The organism is Streptomyces sp. NPDC033178, from assembly GCF_055577685.1.
On the sequence record NZ_JBVIPT010000016.1, the window covers coordinates 127,714 to 142,965 of the forward strand.

Here is a 15,252-nt window from a genome sequence, read left to right on the forward strand (position 1 = left end):
GTACTCGCTGCGGCAGGGATCTTCATCCTGACCATGCACTGTCCCGCCCCGCCACCCCGCCGATGCCCTGGCGGTCGGCTGCGCCTGTGCGCCCGGGACGTGGTCATGATGCCCTCCTCGGATCGCGGTCCGCCATCATCTGGTCGCGCAGGCGTGCACAGGTGTGGGTGAGTAGACGGGAGACGTGCATCTGGGAGATGCCGAGCTGCTCGCCGATGCGGCTCTGTGTCATTTCGCAGAAGAACCGCATGTACAGGATCTGCCGGTCGCGTTCGGGCAGTGCCCTCAGGAGCGGTCGGAGCGCCTCACGATTGACGACTTGGTCGAAGCCGGGCTCCAGGCCACCAAGCGTGTCGGTCAGTGGGTGGCTGTCCTCGGAGTGGCCGGGCACGGCGTCCACGGACAGGGCGGCGAAGCTGGCCAGCGCCCCCTGGCCCAGCAGTACCTCCGCCTCGGTCAGGCCGCTGTGCGCGGCGATCTCGTGGACCGAGGGTTCGCGGCCGTTGAGCGAAGCGAACTCATTGCCGGCGAAGCGGATCCGGCCGCGCAGCTCCTGCACGCGCCGCGGTACATGCACGATCCACAGTTCGTCACGGAAGTGCCGCTTCACCTCGCCGATGATCGTCGGTACGGCAAAGCTCGGGAAGGCGGTACCGCGGCTCGGGTCAAAGCGCGATACCGCCTTGACCAGGCCCAGTTGGGCGACCTGCTTGAGGTCCTCGAAGCTCTCGCCGCGATGACGGAACCGTCCGGCGAGCCGTACGGCCATCGGCATCCAGGCGCACACCACCTCCTGCCGCAGCGCGGACTTCCCCGGGCCGTCCGGCAGGGCGGCGATACGGCTGAAGGCGGCCGCGGTGTCCGGCGCGTCGTCGTAGGAGCGTGCGCTTCGTGGACCCTTCGTGCGTGCGTACGGCATGGGCGCGTCTCTCCCTGATCGGTGGCGTCACTCACCGTGGGAGCCAGCAGACCGCAGCACACTGGGGAGCAGCGACAGCTGCTCCCACGGGCGTGCCTCCGGTCTGAAGCACGGCGGACGGGTCCCCGGGCGGCCCGCTTTCAAACAGTTTCTGCACCAAGCAACTGCGGCTTCCCACGGGGCGCGCCGCCCCGCGGTGAGGCGTTGGCGGAGTGGTGCTCTTGAGCGTTCTGCCGTTCTGCCCGCTCAACGGCTTCAAGGTCAGGGAAGGGGCAGACCTGGTGTTTGAGCTCCACAAGGTGGGCTACACAACGGAGGCGCCCGACGGCCGTCCTGGACGAAGGCACCGGAGAGTTGAACCCACAGCTCCCGGTGCCGTCCGCTCAGCGCACACACCGTCACCGCCGGTCTGCCAGATGGAGGCGCCGCAGCCCTCGGCTCAGCTCCCTCTGCAGTGGCTCCGGGAGCCTCTCGTCCTTCGTCGTGGCGACCAGAGCCGCAGCCACGTCCCGGAGTTTCACGTTGCAGTGCTGCGACACGTCCACCAGCAGGTCCCAGGCCCTGCCGCTGGAACACGGCGCCAGGACCATCACCATGCCGCGCGCCTGGTCGATCACCGCACGACTGGCCAGCGCCTGGCTCAACTGCTCGTTTTTGGCACGCAGTTCGAGAATCTCGGCAGCCAGGGCCGCCTCTCCGGTCGATGTCCCAGCCGTCAACAGCCGCTGTTCTTCTCGGGGCGTGGTCACCTGGCGCATGGTCCATACCTCACAGGGCAGTCACCCTGCCCACAGGTGGTCAGCGGCCCGCCAGTTGCCGTTCGCCGACCGCACCGGGCTTGCAGGCCAGTCCGTAGCGCCTGAAGACCGTTTGAGATGCCCCGGCCCGACGATCGCATCATCGATGGGGACAAAGAACCAGACGGTGTCGGATGGGCAGTCCGATCCGCATGGTGGCCATGGCCTTCCAGTCGGTGGCGTCCACATACACCGCCTCCAGCACACCGATCTCGTACGCCTCGGTGTCGACGGGATCGCGGTCGCGCCATTCCCGGATGTCGACTGCGTGATTCATGGCCTTCCCCTGGGGGACGGCTCATCCGCCAGTGAGGAGTCGCACCCCCGGTCTTCCGCGTAGAGCCGCCGCAGTGCATCCCGCAGTGCCCGCTGCATCAGCCGCGAGAGAGGCTCACCCTCCCAGGCCGCGACCACGGCCGCAGACACCTCCGGAAGTTGGGTGTGGCACTGCCGTGAGATATCCATCAGCAGGTTCCGTGCCGGCCCACGGCGGCAGGGGGCCAGGACCATCACCATGCCGCACGCCTGGTCGATGACCATACGGCCGGCCAGTGCCCGCCGCAGCTGATCATTCTCGGCGCGCAGCGCCACGACGTCCTGAGCCGCCTCCCCCACCACGGCCTCGGCCCTCAGATCCCACCAGTTCTCCGGAAGCAAGGTTGTGCGCTGCATGGCATGTTCCTCTCCACGATTTCCGCGCGTCCGGGGTGGCTGAAGCCGCCCCGGAATCTCTGGATGTCGGGCGCAACTTCAGCGGTCACCCGCGGCGTTCGTAGTCCCGACGGTCCTCGCGCCTCCAGCGCGCCCGGTGCCGACGGCTGTAGCGACGGTTCCAGCGGTCCTGACGGTCCCGGCGCTGCTCGTAGTCCCGGTAGTCCCCGAGATCGGAACCGCCACCACGCATCCCGCCTCCCCCGCGATCGTGGCCGTGCCGGGCTGCGCCGTAGACCAACACCGCTGCGGCCACCCACCAGATGGGGTTCATGAATCCGAGGCCGAACAAGACCACGATCAGGATGGCAAGAAGAACGAACACGGCGGGCCTCCCCGGAGCGGAACAAGACATCACTGCCGGGGGCCGGGGCCTGTACGAACAGCGTAGCCCTCCCCAGAGGTTGCGGACAGCGACCCACGTCAGCGTCCTCCGCCGGAACCGGATGGCCACTTGACGTCTGTCCAGAGAGCGCGGCGAGGGCTAGCGTGTGCGGTACGGCCCGAGCCCCCGGCAGCGTCGAACACCTCTCGCGCTCCTCCGAGGGCGCACCTCGCGCATCAGTGCCGTAACCCGTCCCGCCCCCAACGGGCCGCGCCCGCCGTCGCCACCCAATCCCGGCGCCGCACCGATGCGCCCCATGCGGGCATCCCCCTCCGCTGCCCGCCGCGTCGCACGCATCCACCGCAGGCGGTACGTATGTACGTACTGATCGTTCCGGCTTCTGTCCCCTTCGTCCTGCTCGCCACCGTGATGGGCCTGTCCTGGTGGGAGGACCGCATCCTCCCGGCGCCGCAGGCCGAGCCGGCCGCTCACGTCACCGGCATCACGACGACGCCGAATCGCTGACCGCGTCGGTGGGCCACCCGACGGAGCCTGTCGCACAGGCCGGCAGCCCACCGCCCACCCGTGCCGAAGGCAGCAGAGCATCGGAGCCGCCCGGTCAACGCCGTGTAAACATCCTGGTACCCCTCTCCCAGGCCAACCGCAGGACCGGACCCAGGGCTATGCTGCGTATGGACGTCTCAGACCCCGGCGGGCCACCGCTGTTTGGCGCACACGCCTGCGGAGAGCGGAACATACGTCCCGTCGCCCTGCACATCCCCGAGGGGACCGGCTGGGTCCTACGCCCCGGAACACCCGCTGCTGGACCGGCCCTTCACCTGCCTGCACCACACTACGACCGCGCCCGAAGCCCGGCACGGTCCCGTGAACCGAGGCACCCCGCCCATGCGCATCCCACCCATCCTGACCGTCCAACGGCACGACACCCACAACCAGACACTGGTCACCTTGACCGGTGAGATCGACCTCGATTCGGCACCCCTGGTGCACGCATCACTGGAGCGATGCCTGCACGACGGCATCCGCGCCATCGACGTCGACGTGACCGCCGTGACCTTCTGCGACTGCAGCGGTCTCAACGCCTTCCTCTACGCCTTGTTGCAAACCGCCGCGGCCGGAGGAACCCTGCGACTGCACCACCCGAGTCCGGCGCTGAAACGCCTCGTCACCCTCACCGGCTCCGGCTCCCTCTTCCTCACCCTCCCGAACGCCCTCGCCGGGAGCCGACCGCCCCCTTGGTCCTCTCCCCTGCACCAGGCCGCGCACCAGTTCGCTCCGGCGCTGCCTGCTCTTCCGGGCGGTGCGCTGTGACGGCCCCGCCCGGACCGACCCGATCACCCACAAGGGCAGGCCACCAGCCACCCGTCACGCGCGCGACGCCCCTGATCCTGCGCCGCCTCAACCGCTGGCAGACCGAGGGACTTCAGGAGGACCTGGCACACCTGTATGAGGAGTCCTGCGCCACAGTGCCCGGTCGGGAGTACCGCGGCCAGAAGAACTTCCTGCGCCGTCTCACACGTGACATCTGGCGGCCGGGGTTCGCCATGCTGACCGCTGAAGCACCGGACCTGGTGGGGTGCGCGTTCGGATTCCCCGTGCCGCGTGACGGCTCCTGGTGGAGCGGATTGCGGGGGACACTGCCGCAAGACGTCGAGCAACTCACTGCGGCCGGACAGATCTTCGCCATCAGCGGGATGTTGGTCCGCCCCTCCGAGCGGCACCACGGCCTGGCCGACCGTCTGCAGGAGCGGCTGCTCGCCGACCACCGGGCCCTGCTCGGCGCGACCCTGGTGGACCGGACCCATCGTGCAGCCTGCGCCGGGTTCCAGTCGCGGGGATGGCGCAACATCGGCCTGGTCTACAGGCCACCGGGCCCTACAGTGCTGCGGGCACTGGTCCTTCCCCACGGAGAACCGACGGCGGCGAAGCCGGATCCCCTCACGCACCAGACACGGACCCCGTGGCCGCGGGAGGACCAGGGGTGAGGCACACACGCGAGAATCACCGAATCACTGGATGAGCGGCAAGGCGGCAGATGTGCCCTATGACGGCTGGTGACCGATCGCCACGGGCCCAGGAGCTCTTGGCCGAGCGGGCGAACCGGCGAGGCGTCCGGGTCGGCGTGCTGGATGTGTGTGCCGCGACGGTGGCCGCGCTGTCGGCGATGTCCCGGACGGTGGCTACTCATCCGCTGTGCGGCACCGACACCTACAGTGAACAAAGCCAACCGTACTCACTCTCCGCGCCGGTGGAGGCGGATCACCACCAGAGGGTCGAGCGCCCTCGGGACTGTTTCCTCTTGGGGCCGTTTTCCCCGGCGCCTACCGGCCATTGCCAGAACACACTCTTCGCGGAGAGCAAACCCAGACGGTGGCCCAGTCGAACTCCTCAGCGGAGCGAGGAGGACACATGAACGAACACGGTCATGATCCGCACATCCATGTCGAGTCGAAAGTGGCCCGGGGCGACGCCGCTGTCCGCAATGTGCTGGCGTCCACGTTCGGTCTGGCCGGTGACCTGCCGAGTGTTGTCGACACGGGGTGCGGACTGCGCGTGCCGTATGCGATGACCTCTCCTCGTCCGGACAGCGTCACCTGCCTCGCCTGCCGTGAACACGCGGGGCGCGAGCATCTGCGGCTCGCGGAGGTGGTCGAACGCCTGGGCCTCATGCCCGGATCGACCATCAGCCACACTCAGGCGAAGCAGGCCGCGGACTGGCATCGCGACCTCGCGGAGAGGTTCTCCGACAATTGAGTGGACCGGGGAAGCCGGGCATCACAAGCCTGCCGCCATGTCCAGCCCCGAGGCGTCAAGACTCCGGCCACCGGCTTACCGGTGGCTGCTCGGGATGCCCGGCCCGGCGGGGTCCTCGTCGGGGGCGGAGTGGCCCTGCTCGTCGGGTGGGGCCTCCTCGGCCTGACCGCCGGGAACCCGGTGGCGGCGGTCGTACTCGCCTTCGTACAGGGCGTGTTGTCGTTCGGGGTCGGGTCCACGCTGATCTCCCGGGTGCTGTACGAGGCGGCCGGTGCGCCCACCCTGGCGGGCGGTTTCGCCACGGCCGCGTTCAACGTGGGCGGGGCGCTCGGGCCGTGGCTGGGCGGGCTCGCGATCGGGGCGGGGCTGGGGTACCGCTCGCCGGTGTGGGTGAGTGTCGTGCTGGTGGGGCTCGCCCTGGTGGTGGGAGCGGCCGCGTGGCGGACAGGGGTCCTCGCGGTCCGCGTGAGCGCCGACGGCGGCGTGGACGGTGTCCGCACCGACGACAGCGGGCGTCCCCTCGGACAGCCCACGGAATAACCCGGTGCGGGTCGGCGGGCGGGCGGTTAGCCTCCGGGGATGACCTGGCTGCCCGCTGACTTCGTCCATCCGCTGCGCGTCGACGTGCCCGGTGGGCATCATCTGCGGCCGATCACCGGGGGCGACGCCGCGATCGACTACCCGACGGTGATGGCGTCGCGGGAGCGGTTGTGGTCCATCTTCGGGGAGGCCTGGGGATGGCCCGCCGCCACGATCACCTACGAGGCGAACCTGGCGGACCTGGAGCGGCACGAGGCCGAGATCGCCGCCCACGAGTCGTTCAACTACGTGTTGTTCGACGAGGCGGAGAGCGTCGAGTACGGGTGCGTCTACATCGATCCGCCGGAGAAGGCCGGGGCGGATGCCGAGATTTCCTGGTGGGTCGTCGACGAGCGGGTGGGGACCGGACTGGAGCGGGATCTCGACGCGCTCGTGCCGCGGTGGATCGGTGAGGCGTGGCCCTTCGAGCGGCCGCGGTTCATCGGGCGGGACCTGTCCTGGAAGGAATGGCTGGCCCTGCCGGACCTGGCCGACTGAACCACTGAGCCACTGCCCCGTTGAGCCACTGCCCCGTTGAGCCTCTGCACCGATGAACCGCTGAACCACCCGGCCGCCGAGCCGTTGAACTGCCTTGGCGGCCACGGCTCCTGCCCATCACCGCCGGCCGGCCACGGCTCCTACGCGTCCCGCACCCTGAAGGCCGCGCCCGCCACCAGCAGCAGCCCGAGTGCGTACGCCGCCAGTACGCCGAGGCCCGGCCACGGGCCGATCGGGAGCCGGGAGAGGTCCCGCGTGGCCTGGATGGCCAGACCCGCCGGCATCGGGGCCCAGCGTTCGAGACGGTCCCGCCAGCTCGGGTCGCCCAGGAGGTCGGCCAGGAGCGGGACCGCGTACAGCAGGCCCAGGCCCGTCGTGATGGCGCCCGTGCTGTCCCGGAGCAGGGCCGCGAGGCCGAGGCCGAGCAGGGCGGTCAGGGTCAGGCAGAGGACCGACCCGAACGTGGCGCGGAGCGTGGGGCCGTCGGCCAGGGACGGGAGCGGGTAGCCGGCCTCCGGAGTGAAGCCGTTGCCGGGGAGGATCAGCCGGCCCGCGTGGACGGAACCCAGTACTGCCGCCGTTCCCGCCGCCGCCGTCATGGCGGCCAGGACCGCGGCCTTCGACACCAGCAGCGGCACCCGGTGCGGCATCGCCGTCAGTGTCGTGCGGATCGTCCCCGTGCCGTACTCCGCCCCCATCGACAGCGCGCCGAGGACGAGGGCCGTCGCCTGGCCCAGCCAGACGCCCGTCAGGCTCAGTTTCACCGTGTCCTCGTGGCAGGCGGCCGCCGACGGGCACGCGCCGGTGCCGACGGCGGACAGCGCGGCCGCGCCGACCGTGACCGTGAGGACCGCGGTGGCCGCCAGCAGCCACCAACTGCTGTGCAGCGTACGGAGTTTCGTCCACTCGGCGTGCAGTGGCCGCAGCGCCGTCAGGCGGGCGTGCAGCGGCCGCGGCGCCCTCAGGCTGCTCACGCGTCCCTCCTGCGCAGGCGCCAGACCGCGAGGGCCAGCGCCACCGCCGCGTACACACCCAGCACCGCAAGGCCGTTCCAGGGGGCCATCGGGTAACAGCCGCTCTCCGGCAGGCAGTTGTGGTCCACCTGCGGGTAGTAGGTGACCCCCTGCTGGATCGCGAAGGCCGCCGCCGGGGTCAGCCGCAGCAGCCACTCGCCGGCCGGCAGCGGGAGGGCGAACGCCAGGATCTGCGGCAGGATCACCAGGACCACCACCAGCGTGATCGCGCCCGCGCTGCTGCGGAGCAGCGTGCCCACCGCCAGGGCGAGTACCGCCACCAGGGACAGCAGGAGCGCGCTGCCGACGACCGCCCGCGGGACCACTCCCTCCAGCATCGACAGATCCGGGAACGCGGGCGGTTCGAAGCCGTTGGAGCGCAGCGTGTCCTGGGCGAGCGAGAAGGCCAGGGCCGCCGCGACGAGTCCCGCCGCGAACGTCACTCCCCCGATCACCAGGACCTTCGCCGCCAGCACCTGCCCCCGGCGCGGACTCGCCGTGAACGTCGTACGGATCATGCCGCGCTTGTACTCGGCGGTGATGAAGAGCGCGCCGAGCGCCACCATGAACAGGACGCCCACGAAGACGCCCTGGAAACTCATCTGGACGGTGTCGCCGCCGGTCTGGTCCGGGGCGATGTCGCCCTGGCCGGTGAGCGTGAAGGCGCCGTCGCCGGTGACCTTCGTGCTGCCGGGGATCGGCCGGGCCGGGCCCGACTCCGGGAGGTTCGGGTCGTCCGGGTCGGGGGCGCCCACGTCGGTGCTGGCCCAGGAGGGGCGCGCGCTGTCGCCGCGCAGCTCCACGTGGTCGAAGGCCGCCGTCGCGGTCGCGATTCCCGCGGTGGCGGAGGTGCCGCCGAAGGAGCGGCGCAGGGTGGTGTGCGCCGGGGTGGCGACGAAGAGACCCGCCCGGGCCGTCTTCGGCAGGTCCGCCGGGCGGACGGTCGCGATCTTCGTCCACTCGCGGCCGTCCGGCGACTCGTAGCCCGTCAGCTCCTGTCCCGAGCGGGTCAGCCGGAGCCAGCGTGCGTCGGCGGACGAGCCCTGCTCGTCGTGGGTGAAGTCCCACTGCATACGGACTCCGTGGTCCGGGGTCACCATCAGGGCCACGTACGAACTGCCGGGCTTCGTGCTCGACTTGACGATGACGCCGGCCTTCGCCCAGGGCTCCGGGGACCGGCCCTCGTGTCCCTCGACGCCGGACACGTGGACCGTGACGCTGCCGTCACCGGTGAGCGGCCGGTGGACGAGGCGGAAGGTGTCGTTCACGCGGGTGCCGTCGGGGGCGGAGACGATGCGGACCTGGCCGTTGGAGTCGTTGACGGCGCCGCTCGCGCCGAGTTGCGAGATCACGACCGTGGCGGCGGCGGCCAGCACGAGGACCAGCAGCCAGCTCCGTACGGTCCAGAACTTGCTCCACTCCGCGCGCAGCAGCCGTACGAACCCGTCCCGTCCCGGCTGGAGCCGGGAACGGTAAGGGGTGCCCGTCGCGGGTGCCGGGGGTGTCGAGGGAGTGAGTGAGGGCGGGGTCGAGGAGGACGTCATCGTGCGACCTCGCCGTCCACCGCGGAGACGAACTCCGTGGAGTCCCGGGTCAGTTCCATGTACGCCTCTTCCAGGGTGGCCCGGTGGGCACCCACCTCCGCGAACGCGATCCCGGCCTCGGTGAGGAGCGCCACGATCCGTTCGGGCGGAAGACCGGTGACGGTGAGGGTGTCGCGGCCGGTCACCGCGACCGTGCCGCCCTTGCCCGCGAGCAGTTCCATCGCCTCCGTACGGGCACTCGTACGCAGGGACACCCGGTCGCCGGACGCGGCGGCCAGCAGGTCGGCGACGGCCGTGTCGGCGATCAGGCGTCCGCGGCCGATGACGACCAAGTGGTCGGCGGTGTCCTCCAGTTCGCTCATGAGATGGCTGGACACGAGGACGGCACGGCCCTCGGCGGCCAGCCGGCGCAGCAGGCCGCGGATCCACCGGATGCCCTCGGGGTCGAGGCCGTTGACCGGTTCGTCGAGGAGGAGCACGGGCGGGTCGCCGAGGAGCGCGGCGGCGATACCGAGGCGCTGGCGCATGCCGAGCGAGTAGCCGCCCGCCCTGCGCCGGGCCGGCTGCTCCATGCCGACCTGTTCGAGGACCTCGTCGACCCGGCGCATGGACAGGCCGTGCGAGTGGGCCAGCCAGCGCAGATGGTCGCGGCCACGGCGGGCCGGGTGCAGCGCGGCGGCGTCGAGCAGCGCGCCGACCTCCAACAGCGGGGTGCGCAGGGCGTGGTAGGGGCGCCCGCCGATGAGGGCGTGCCCCGCGTCGGGGGCGTCCAGGCCGAGCACGGTCCGCATGGTCGTCGACTTGCCTGCCCCGTTGGGGCCGACGAAGCCGGTGACCTGGCCCGGTTCGACCGTGAAGGTAAGCCCGTCCACGGCGACGGTCTGCCCGAACCTCTTGCGGAGGTCCCGGACTTCGATGGTTGCGTCCATGTCAGCGAGGCTAGGGACCGCGGCGGGCGGCGTCGTCCCGCCCTGGAGCAGTCTTCGCCGCCCCTGGCTCGGGGGACGGCATCCCCCGCACGAGGGACACCGCACTGCCGACCTGGGGGACGCGGCCCGGCGCGGGCGGCGGCAGAATGGCGGACGTGGACAGGGCGGACGAGGCGACGACAGGGCGGGCGGTCCCTCGACCCGCGGAACACCCGCGCCCGCCTTGGCAGTTGGGACTGCGCCGATCCTGGCCGTCGGGGCTGCGCGAGCGCTCGAAGTCGACGCCGCGCGGGCCCTGGAAGTCGAGGCTGCGCCGGGCCGCCGCCTCCCGCGCCGCACGCGACCGCGACCGCGGCGCCGTCGCCGACGGGCACGGCGCAGGCACCCGCGGCCACGACGTACGTGCCCCCGGCCGTGGCGTACACGCTCTCGGCCGTGGCGTAGACGTTCTCGGCCGGGCGGTGCGCTACCTCTCCCACGCGGCGCGTCCCGGCTCTCCGGCCCTGTTCTCCGCCCGTGCCGCCCGTTTCGCCGGTGCTTCCGGTGCTGCCGGTGCTGCCGGTGCTTCCGGTGCTTCCGGTGTCGGGCCCTTCTCCACCGTCGTGCTCTCCGTCGGTCTCGCGGTCCTCGCCTCCGTCGAGATCCTGGTCCGCGCCGCCGGACTGCGCGGGAATCTCGCGCTGGCGGTGCTGCTCGCGCTGTGCACCACGCTGCCCGTGGGGTTCGTCCTCGCGCCGGAGCGCCGGGCGCCCGTCCGCGGCACCGCGGCCATCGCGCTCACGACCGCCTGCGTCCTGGCCCTGGAACCCTTCCGCGCCCTCACCCTCGCGGGGGCGGCGGCCCAGCTGATCACCGTCCATGCGCTGGGGCGGGCAGGGACACCCCTGCTCAGCGGTCTGCTCGTGCTGCCGTACGTCGGACTCGCGCTGGCCGCGGCAGGCGACCCCGCCGACTCCACCGTCCGTGTCGTGGCCGTCCTGGTCGCCACGCTCGCCTCCGCCGCGGCGGCCACGGGCATCACCCGGCACGTACGGACGGCCGCGCAGGCCCACAGCGCAACGGAACGGGCCTTCGCGGACACCCTGCTCGAACACGCGGCACGGGGTGAACGGGCCCGTATCGCCAGGGAGTTGCATGATGTCGTCGCCCATCACATCTCGATGATCGCCGTACAGGCCGAGACCGCCCGGCTGACCACCCGGGGGCTGCCCGCCGACGGCGCCACCCGGCTACTCGCCATCGGGGACACCGCACGGGCCGCGCTGACGGAGATGCGGCGGCTGCTCGGAGTGCTGCGCGAGGACGCGGACGTGGGGGTCACCCGGCGCCCCCAGCCGGGCCTGCGCCAGCTGATGGAGCTGGTCGACGACTCCCGGGACGCCGCGGGGTCCCGTACCCGGCTGATCGTCAGCGGCACGGTCGCCCCGCTCGACCCCGGCATCGAGGTCACCGCCTACCGCATCGTCCAGGAGGCCCTGACGAACGCCCGCCGGCACGCGCCGGGCGCCGCCGTCGACGTGGAACTCCGTTACGGGACGGACGACTTGGAGCTCCGCGTGCGCGACAACGGCCCCGGACCCGACCCGGGGCCCGGCCCGGAACCCGGTTCCGGTTTCGCCGCCGGGCATCCCGCGCACCCCGCGCACCCCACGGGCCCCGCGCACCCGACAGACCCCGCGAACCCGGCACCCCCTGGCCACGCCGGACACGGCCTCCTCGGCATGCACGAACGCGCGGCGACCGTGGGCGGCACCCTGCGCACCGGCCCCGCGCCGGGCGGCGGCTTCCTGGTCGAGGCACGCCTCCCGGTACGGGCGGAGGCCCTCTCGTGACGACCCCCGAAGCCGCCCCCGAAGCCGCCCCCGGAGCCGCCCCCGGAGCGGTTGCCGCGACGGACGCCGAGGCAGCGGCCGATGCGCCGGCCGAAGCCCGCCCCGTCCGCATCGTCGTGGCCGACGACCACGAGGTCGTCCGCGCCGGATACGCCGGACTCCTCGCCACCCAGCCGGACTTCGCGGTCGTGGGCACCGCGCGGGACGGCGCGGAGGCGATCCGCGTCTGCCGCGAACAGCGGCCCGACGTGGTGCTGATGGACGTACGGATGCCGGTGTCGGACGGCATCCAGGCGACCGCGGAGCTAATGGGCGACGCCGGACCCGCACACCCGCCCCGCGTGCTGATCCTCACCACCTTCGACCTCGACGAGCACGTGTACGACGCCCTCATCGCCGGAGCCAGCGGGTTCCTCCTCAAGGACGTCACCGCGGAGCGGCTGTTCGACGCCGTACGCGTGGTCGCCGCCGGTGAGGCCCTGCTCGCGCCCGGGGTCACGCGTCGGCTGATCGCCGAGTTCGCCCGGCTGAAGCCCAGGGCGCCGCGCCGGGACGTGCTCGCGGTGCTCACTCCGCGCGAGTCGGAGGTGCTGCGGCTGCTCGCCGAGGGGCTGTCCAATCCGGAGCTCGCCGGGCGTCTGCACGTCGGCGAGGAGACGGTGAAGACGCATGTCAGCCGGGTGCTCTCGAAGCTCGGGCTGCGCGACCGGACCCAGGCGGTGGTCATGGCCTACGAGACGGGTCTGGTCGTGCCGGGGGCGGGGAGCTCGGCCTGACCGGAACACGGAACCCGGTCCGGAACACGGAACCCGGTCCGGAACACGGAAGCCGGTCCGGCCGGAGCGCGGAACTCGGCCTGACCGGATAAGGGCGGCCGGATTTCACCCCTTGTGGGGGCGGTCACAGCGTTCACATAATCCCTCAACAGAAATTGACCGGCTCATGCCAGCAGACGCGATTATTTGTCGCTTTCCTTGGCATGCGCCTGCCATTTCTGCCGCATCCGCATCCGGTTCCACCAGCTCGTATGTCAACCCCCCACGGAAGGCATCACGTTGAAGAACCTCCTCAAGGCCCTCAAGAGATGTGCGGTCGCCGGTGCGGCCGCCCTCGCGGTCGTCAGCCTTCAGCCCGTCTCCAACGCCCAGGCCGCCCCCGCGCCCGTGGTCGGCGGAACCCGTGCCGCGCAGGGCGAGTTCCCGTTCATGGTCCGGCTCTCCATGGGCTGTGGCGGCGCGCTCTACACCCAGCAGATCGTGCTCACCGCCGCGCACTGTGTGAGCGGCTCCGGCAACAACACCAGCATCACGGCCACCGCCGGAGTCGTGGACCTCCAGAACACCAGCGGCCGGGTCCAGGTCAGGTCCACCAAGGTCCTTCAGGCCCCCGGCTACAACGGCACCGGCAAGGACTGGGCGCTCATCAAGCTCGCCCAGCCGATCAACCTGCCGACCCTGAAGATCGCTACGACCACGCAGTACAACACCGGCACCTTCACCGTCGCCGGCTGGGGCTCGGCCACCGAGGGCGGCGCGCAGCAGCGCTACCTGCTCAAGGCCACCGTGCCGTTCGTCAGCGACGCCACCTGCCGTTCCTACAGCGGCTACAGCGGTCTCGTCGCGAGCGAGGAGATCTGCGCCGGCTTCACCGCGGGCGGCGTGGACACCTGCCAGGGCGACTCCGGCGGCCCGATGTTCCGCAGGGACGCCGCCAACGAGTGGATCCAGGTCGGCATCGTCAGCTGGGGCATAGGCTGCGCCCGGCCCAACGCCCCCGGCGTCTACAGCGAGGTCTCGACGTTCGCGTCGGCCATCGCCTCGGCGGCGTCGACTCTCTGACGCCCCCACCGCATCTTCCGTACGAGGTCCATGGGCCCGGTGCTGATCAGCACCGGGCCCATGCCCATTCCCTGGTCTCTTCGGCGGTCTCTTCGGCGGCCGGGGGCCACCGGTCTCAGAATCCCCCTCCGAAGTCCCCGCCGCCCCCGAAGTCACCGCCTCCGAAGCCGCCGCCGAAGTCACCGGAGTCGAAGTCGGCACCGGACACGTCCCCGCCCTCGTACCCTCCGCCGCCGAAGTTCCCGTACCCGGAGCCGTAGTCGGCCGCGTACGACGGACTGGCCATCATGGAGCCGAGCATCGTGCCGACGAGGAGTCCGGGCAGGATGCCGCCGCCGAAGTAGCCGCCCGCCCAGGGGCCGTACGCCGGGCCCGCCTCCCAGTAGGGGCGGCGGCCGTAGTCGGTGTCGACCTCGCGGACGGCGGGGTCGTGGCCCTCGGCGAGACGGACCTGGTCGGCGGCGCAGACCGGCACCTCGCGGGTCGCCCCGCCCGACGGCGTCCAGGTGGCGTCGGCGACCGACGGACCGTGGCGCGGGTCGAAGAAGCAGGGGGCCCGGCGCTCGGGGACGGGCCGGTGTTCGCGGCGCGCGGCGAGCACGGCGAGCGAGAAGCGCCCGTCCTCCAGGGACTGGGTGACGGCCCGCACCTCCTCGGGGCGGGTGGCCGCCGCCATGAAGGACTTCGCCTTGTCGTAGGAGTCGAGGGCGCGCTCGTAGTCGGCGCGCATCGCGTCGTCCGCGCCCGCCTCCGCGGGGTGGAAGTCGAGCCGGTCGAGTTCCTCTCCGAAGGCGGTGATGTCCTCGTCGACGACGACGCGCAGCTTGTCGAGCGCGGCCTGTCGCTCGGCCTCCTTCCTGCGGCGGTTGCGGCGCACGAGGGTGTACGCGCCGGCGCCGCCCGCCACGATCACCGCGCCGGCCCCGATCAGGGCGCCCGTGTCCACGCCGCCCCCGCCCTCGCTCCAGCCGCTGGGCGCCGAGCCGCCGACGTTGGCGAGGGCCCGGTCGGTGAAGTCGTCGAGCTGGGTCTTCGTGTCCTCGCCCCGGACGCTGGTGACGAGGTTCTTCACACCGTCCTGCGACAGGACCGAGGAGTCGGCCTTCGCGTCGAACTGTTCGCCGAGCCGGATCGCGTACAGACCCGTGATGCCGGTCGCGGTGCGCAGGTTCTGGAAGACGTCCTGCTTGGGGAAGTCCGCGGGGAGCACGGCGACGAAGACCGGCTTGTCGGCCCTCTCGATCTTCTCGGCGAGGGCGTCGGCGTCGGCCGACGACAGTTGCCCGGACATGGCCGGGTCGACGTACACGGGGCTCTTCTTCAGGGCGTCGGCGACCGTCGAGACGTCCGTCGCCGCGTGGGCGCCCGTGGCCCCGACGGACAGCACCGCCAAGGCCGCGAACGCGATCAGGAGTACGGAGAGTCCTCGGCTGAGGGTCTGTGCGGCCTTCATACCTTCGAAGCTACTCCTGGGCGGCCGGAAACGTACCTC

At 71.7% G+C, this 15,252-nt stretch carries 18 protein-coding genes; 9 read left to right on the plus strand and 9 right to left on the minus strand.

All coding sequences use genetic code 11. The features are described from left to right. Positions 1-103: 103 nt before the first annotated feature. From ACZ5VQ_RS34310 to ACZ5VQ_RS34330, 5 genes are all read right to left on the minus strand, one after another. Positions 104-919: a SigB/SigF/SigG family RNA polymerase sigma factor gene (locus ACZ5VQ_RS34310; RefSeq protein WP_469108351.1), complete on the minus strand. Its 816-nt coding sequence runs from the start codon at positions 917-919 to the stop codon at positions 104-106. A 398-nt stretch (positions 920-1,317) separates the two neighbouring features. Then, positions 1,318-1,677 carry an ANTAR domain-containing protein gene (locus ACZ5VQ_RS34315; protein ID WP_469108352.1) on the minus strand — a complete coding sequence of 120 codons (360 nt, stop codon included), beginning with the start codon at positions 1,675-1,677 and terminating at the stop codon, positions 1,318-1,320. Positions 1,678-1,816: 139 nt separating this feature from the next. After that, positions 1,817-1,993 carry a hypothetical protein gene (locus tag ACZ5VQ_RS34320; RefSeq protein WP_469108353.1) on the minus strand — a complete coding sequence of 59 codons (177 nt, stop codon included), beginning with the start codon at positions 1,991-1,993 and terminating at the stop codon, positions 1,817-1,819. Next, positions 1,990-2,388 carry an ANTAR domain-containing protein gene (locus ACZ5VQ_RS34325; protein ID WP_469108354.1) on the minus strand — a complete coding sequence of 133 codons (399 nt, stop codon included), beginning with the start codon at positions 2,386-2,388 and terminating at the stop codon, positions 1,990-1,992. Before ACZ5VQ_RS34325 ends, ACZ5VQ_RS34320 begins: the two co-directional genes overlap by 4 nt. Positions 2,389-2,473: 85 nt before the next feature. Then, complete coding sequence (locus ACZ5VQ_RS34330; RefSeq protein ID WP_469108355.1) at positions 2,474-2,752, minus strand: hypothetical protein; 279 nt, start codon at positions 2,750-2,752, stop codon at positions 2,474-2,476. 375 nt (positions 2,753-3,127) lie between these two features. On the opposite strand from ACZ5VQ_RS34330, the gene ACZ5VQ_RS34335 reads away from it, so the two are divergent. The 6 genes from ACZ5VQ_RS34335 to ACZ5VQ_RS34360 all read left to right on the plus strand — a co-directional run bounded on the left by ACZ5VQ_RS34335 (position 3,128) and on the right by ACZ5VQ_RS34360 (position 6,604). Then, the gene (locus tag ACZ5VQ_RS34335; RefSeq protein ID WP_469108356.1) at positions 3,128-3,277 is read left to right on the plus strand and encodes a hypothetical protein; all 150 of its coding nucleotides are present in this window, start codon (positions 3,128-3,130) and stop codon (positions 3,275-3,277) included. Positions 3,278-3,658: 381 nt separating this feature from the next. After that, positions 3,659-4,084, plus strand: a complete 426-nt coding sequence (locus tag ACZ5VQ_RS34340) for an STAS domain-containing protein (RefSeq protein ID WP_469108357.1) — start codon at positions 3,659-3,661, stop codon at positions 4,082-4,084. 155 nt (positions 4,085-4,239) lie between these two features. Further along, the gene (locus ACZ5VQ_RS34345) at positions 4,240-4,758 is read left to right on the plus strand and encodes a hypothetical protein (RefSeq protein WP_469108358.1); all 519 of its coding nucleotides are present in this window, start codon (positions 4,240-4,242) and stop codon (positions 4,756-4,758) included. Between the two features lie 424 nt (positions 4,759-5,182). Beyond that, positions 5,183-5,527: a hypothetical protein gene (locus ACZ5VQ_RS34350; protein WP_469108359.1), complete on the plus strand. Its 345-nt coding sequence runs from the start codon at positions 5,183-5,185 to the stop codon at positions 5,525-5,527. Positions 5,528-5,608: 81 nt separating this feature from the next. After that, positions 5,609-6,067, plus strand: a complete 459-nt coding sequence (locus tag ACZ5VQ_RS34355) for a hypothetical protein (RefSeq protein WP_469108360.1) — start codon at positions 5,609-5,611, stop codon at positions 6,065-6,067. A gap of 39 nt (positions 6,068-6,106) precedes the next feature. Further along, on the plus strand, positions 6,107-6,604 hold the full coding sequence (locus ACZ5VQ_RS34360) for an N-acetyltransferase (protein ID WP_469108361.1): 498 nt from the start codon (positions 6,107-6,109) through the stop codon (positions 6,602-6,604). A 140-nt stretch (positions 6,605-6,744) separates the two neighbouring features. Here the strand turns inward: ACZ5VQ_RS34360 and ACZ5VQ_RS34365 are convergent, their stop codons facing one another. The 3 genes from ACZ5VQ_RS34365 to ACZ5VQ_RS34375 are packed head-to-tail and all read right to left on the minus strand — an operon-like array spanning position 6,745 to position 10,090. After that, complete coding sequence (locus ACZ5VQ_RS34365; RefSeq protein WP_469108362.1) at positions 6,745-7,578, minus strand: ABC transporter permease; 834 nt, start codon at positions 7,576-7,578, stop codon at positions 6,745-6,747. Further along, positions 7,575-9,161 (minus strand): DUF1349 domain-containing protein, encoded by a 1,587-nt coding sequence (locus ACZ5VQ_RS34370; protein WP_469108363.1) that lies wholly within the window; start codon positions 9,159-9,161, stop codon positions 7,575-7,577. The genes ACZ5VQ_RS34365 and ACZ5VQ_RS34370 overlap by 4 nt, the downstream gene beginning before the upstream one ends. Further along, positions 9,158-10,090: an ABC transporter ATP-binding protein gene (locus tag ACZ5VQ_RS34375; protein ID WP_469108364.1), complete on the minus strand. Its 933-nt coding sequence runs from the start codon at positions 10,088-10,090 to the stop codon at positions 9,158-9,160. Before ACZ5VQ_RS34375 ends, ACZ5VQ_RS34370 begins: the two co-directional genes overlap by 4 nt. A gap of 602 nt (positions 10,091-10,692) precedes the next feature. On the opposite strand from ACZ5VQ_RS34375, the gene ACZ5VQ_RS34380 reads away from it, so the two are divergent. The 3 genes from ACZ5VQ_RS34380 to ACZ5VQ_RS34390 all read left to right on the plus strand — a co-directional run bounded on the left by ACZ5VQ_RS34380 (position 10,693) and on the right by ACZ5VQ_RS34390 (position 13,760). Further along, positions 10,693-11,922 carry a sensor histidine kinase gene (locus tag ACZ5VQ_RS34380; RefSeq protein WP_469108448.1) on the plus strand — a complete coding sequence of 410 codons (1,230 nt, stop codon included), beginning with the start codon at positions 10,693-10,695 and terminating at the stop codon, positions 11,920-11,922. A gap of 110 nt (positions 11,923-12,032) precedes the next feature. Then, positions 12,033-12,698, plus strand: coding sequence for a response regulator (locus ACZ5VQ_RS34385; protein WP_469108449.1), 666 nt, complete (start codon positions 12,033-12,035; stop codon positions 12,696-12,698). Between the two features lie 279 nt (positions 12,699-12,977). Then, the gene (locus tag ACZ5VQ_RS34390; protein ID WP_362075557.1) at positions 12,978-13,760 is read left to right on the plus strand and encodes a serine protease; all 783 of its coding nucleotides are present in this window, start codon (positions 12,978-12,980) and stop codon (positions 13,758-13,760) included. A 115-nt stretch (positions 13,761-13,875) separates the two neighbouring features. On the opposite strand, the gene ACZ5VQ_RS34395 is transcribed toward ACZ5VQ_RS34390, so the two are convergent. Then, positions 13,876-15,213 (minus strand): hypothetical protein, encoded by a 1,338-nt coding sequence (locus ACZ5VQ_RS34395; protein WP_469108365.1) that lies wholly within the window; start codon positions 15,211-15,213, stop codon positions 13,876-13,878. Positions 15,214-15,252 lie beyond the last annotated feature (39 nt).

Coding starts and splice junctions, on each gene's coding strand:
- ACZ5VQ_RS34310 (WP_469108351.1), bottom strand. CDS start 919: ATGCCGTACGCACGCACGAAGGGTCCACGAAGCGCACGCTCCTACGAC.
- ACZ5VQ_RS34315 (WP_469108352.1), bottom strand. CDS start 1,677: ATGCGCCAGGTGACCACGCCCCGAGAAGAACAGCGGCTGTTGACGGCT.
- ACZ5VQ_RS34320 (WP_469108353.1), bottom strand. CDS start 1,993: ATGAATCACGCAGTCGACATCCGGGAATGGCGCGACCGCGATCCCGTC.
- ACZ5VQ_RS34325 (WP_469108354.1), bottom strand. CDS start 2,388: ATGCAGCGCACAACCTTGCTTCCGGAGAACTGGTGGGATCTGAGGGCC.
- ACZ5VQ_RS34335 (WP_469108356.1), top strand. CDS start 3,128: ATGTACGTACTGATCGTTCCGGCTTCTGTCCCCTTCGTCCTGCTCGCC.
- ACZ5VQ_RS34340 (WP_469108357.1), top strand. CDS start 3,659: ATGCGCATCCCACCCATCCTGACCGTCCAACGGCACGACACCCACAAC.
- ACZ5VQ_RS34350 (WP_469108359.1), top strand. CDS start 5,183: ATGAACGAACACGGTCATGATCCGCACATCCATGTCGAGTCGAAAGTG.
- ACZ5VQ_RS34360 (WP_469108361.1), top strand. CDS start 6,107: ATGACCTGGCTGCCCGCTGACTTCGTCCATCCGCTGCGCGTCGACGTG.
- ACZ5VQ_RS34370 (WP_469108363.1), bottom strand. CDS start 9,161: ATGACGTCCTCCTCGACCCCGCCCTCACTCACTCCCTCGACACCCCCG.
- ACZ5VQ_RS34375 (WP_469108364.1), bottom strand. CDS start 10,090: ATGGACGCAACCATCGAAGTCCGGGACCTCCGCAAGAGGTTCGGGCAG.
- ACZ5VQ_RS34395 (WP_469108365.1), bottom strand. CDS start 15,213: ATGAAGGCCGCACAGACCCTCAGCCGAGGACTCTCCGTACTCCTGATC.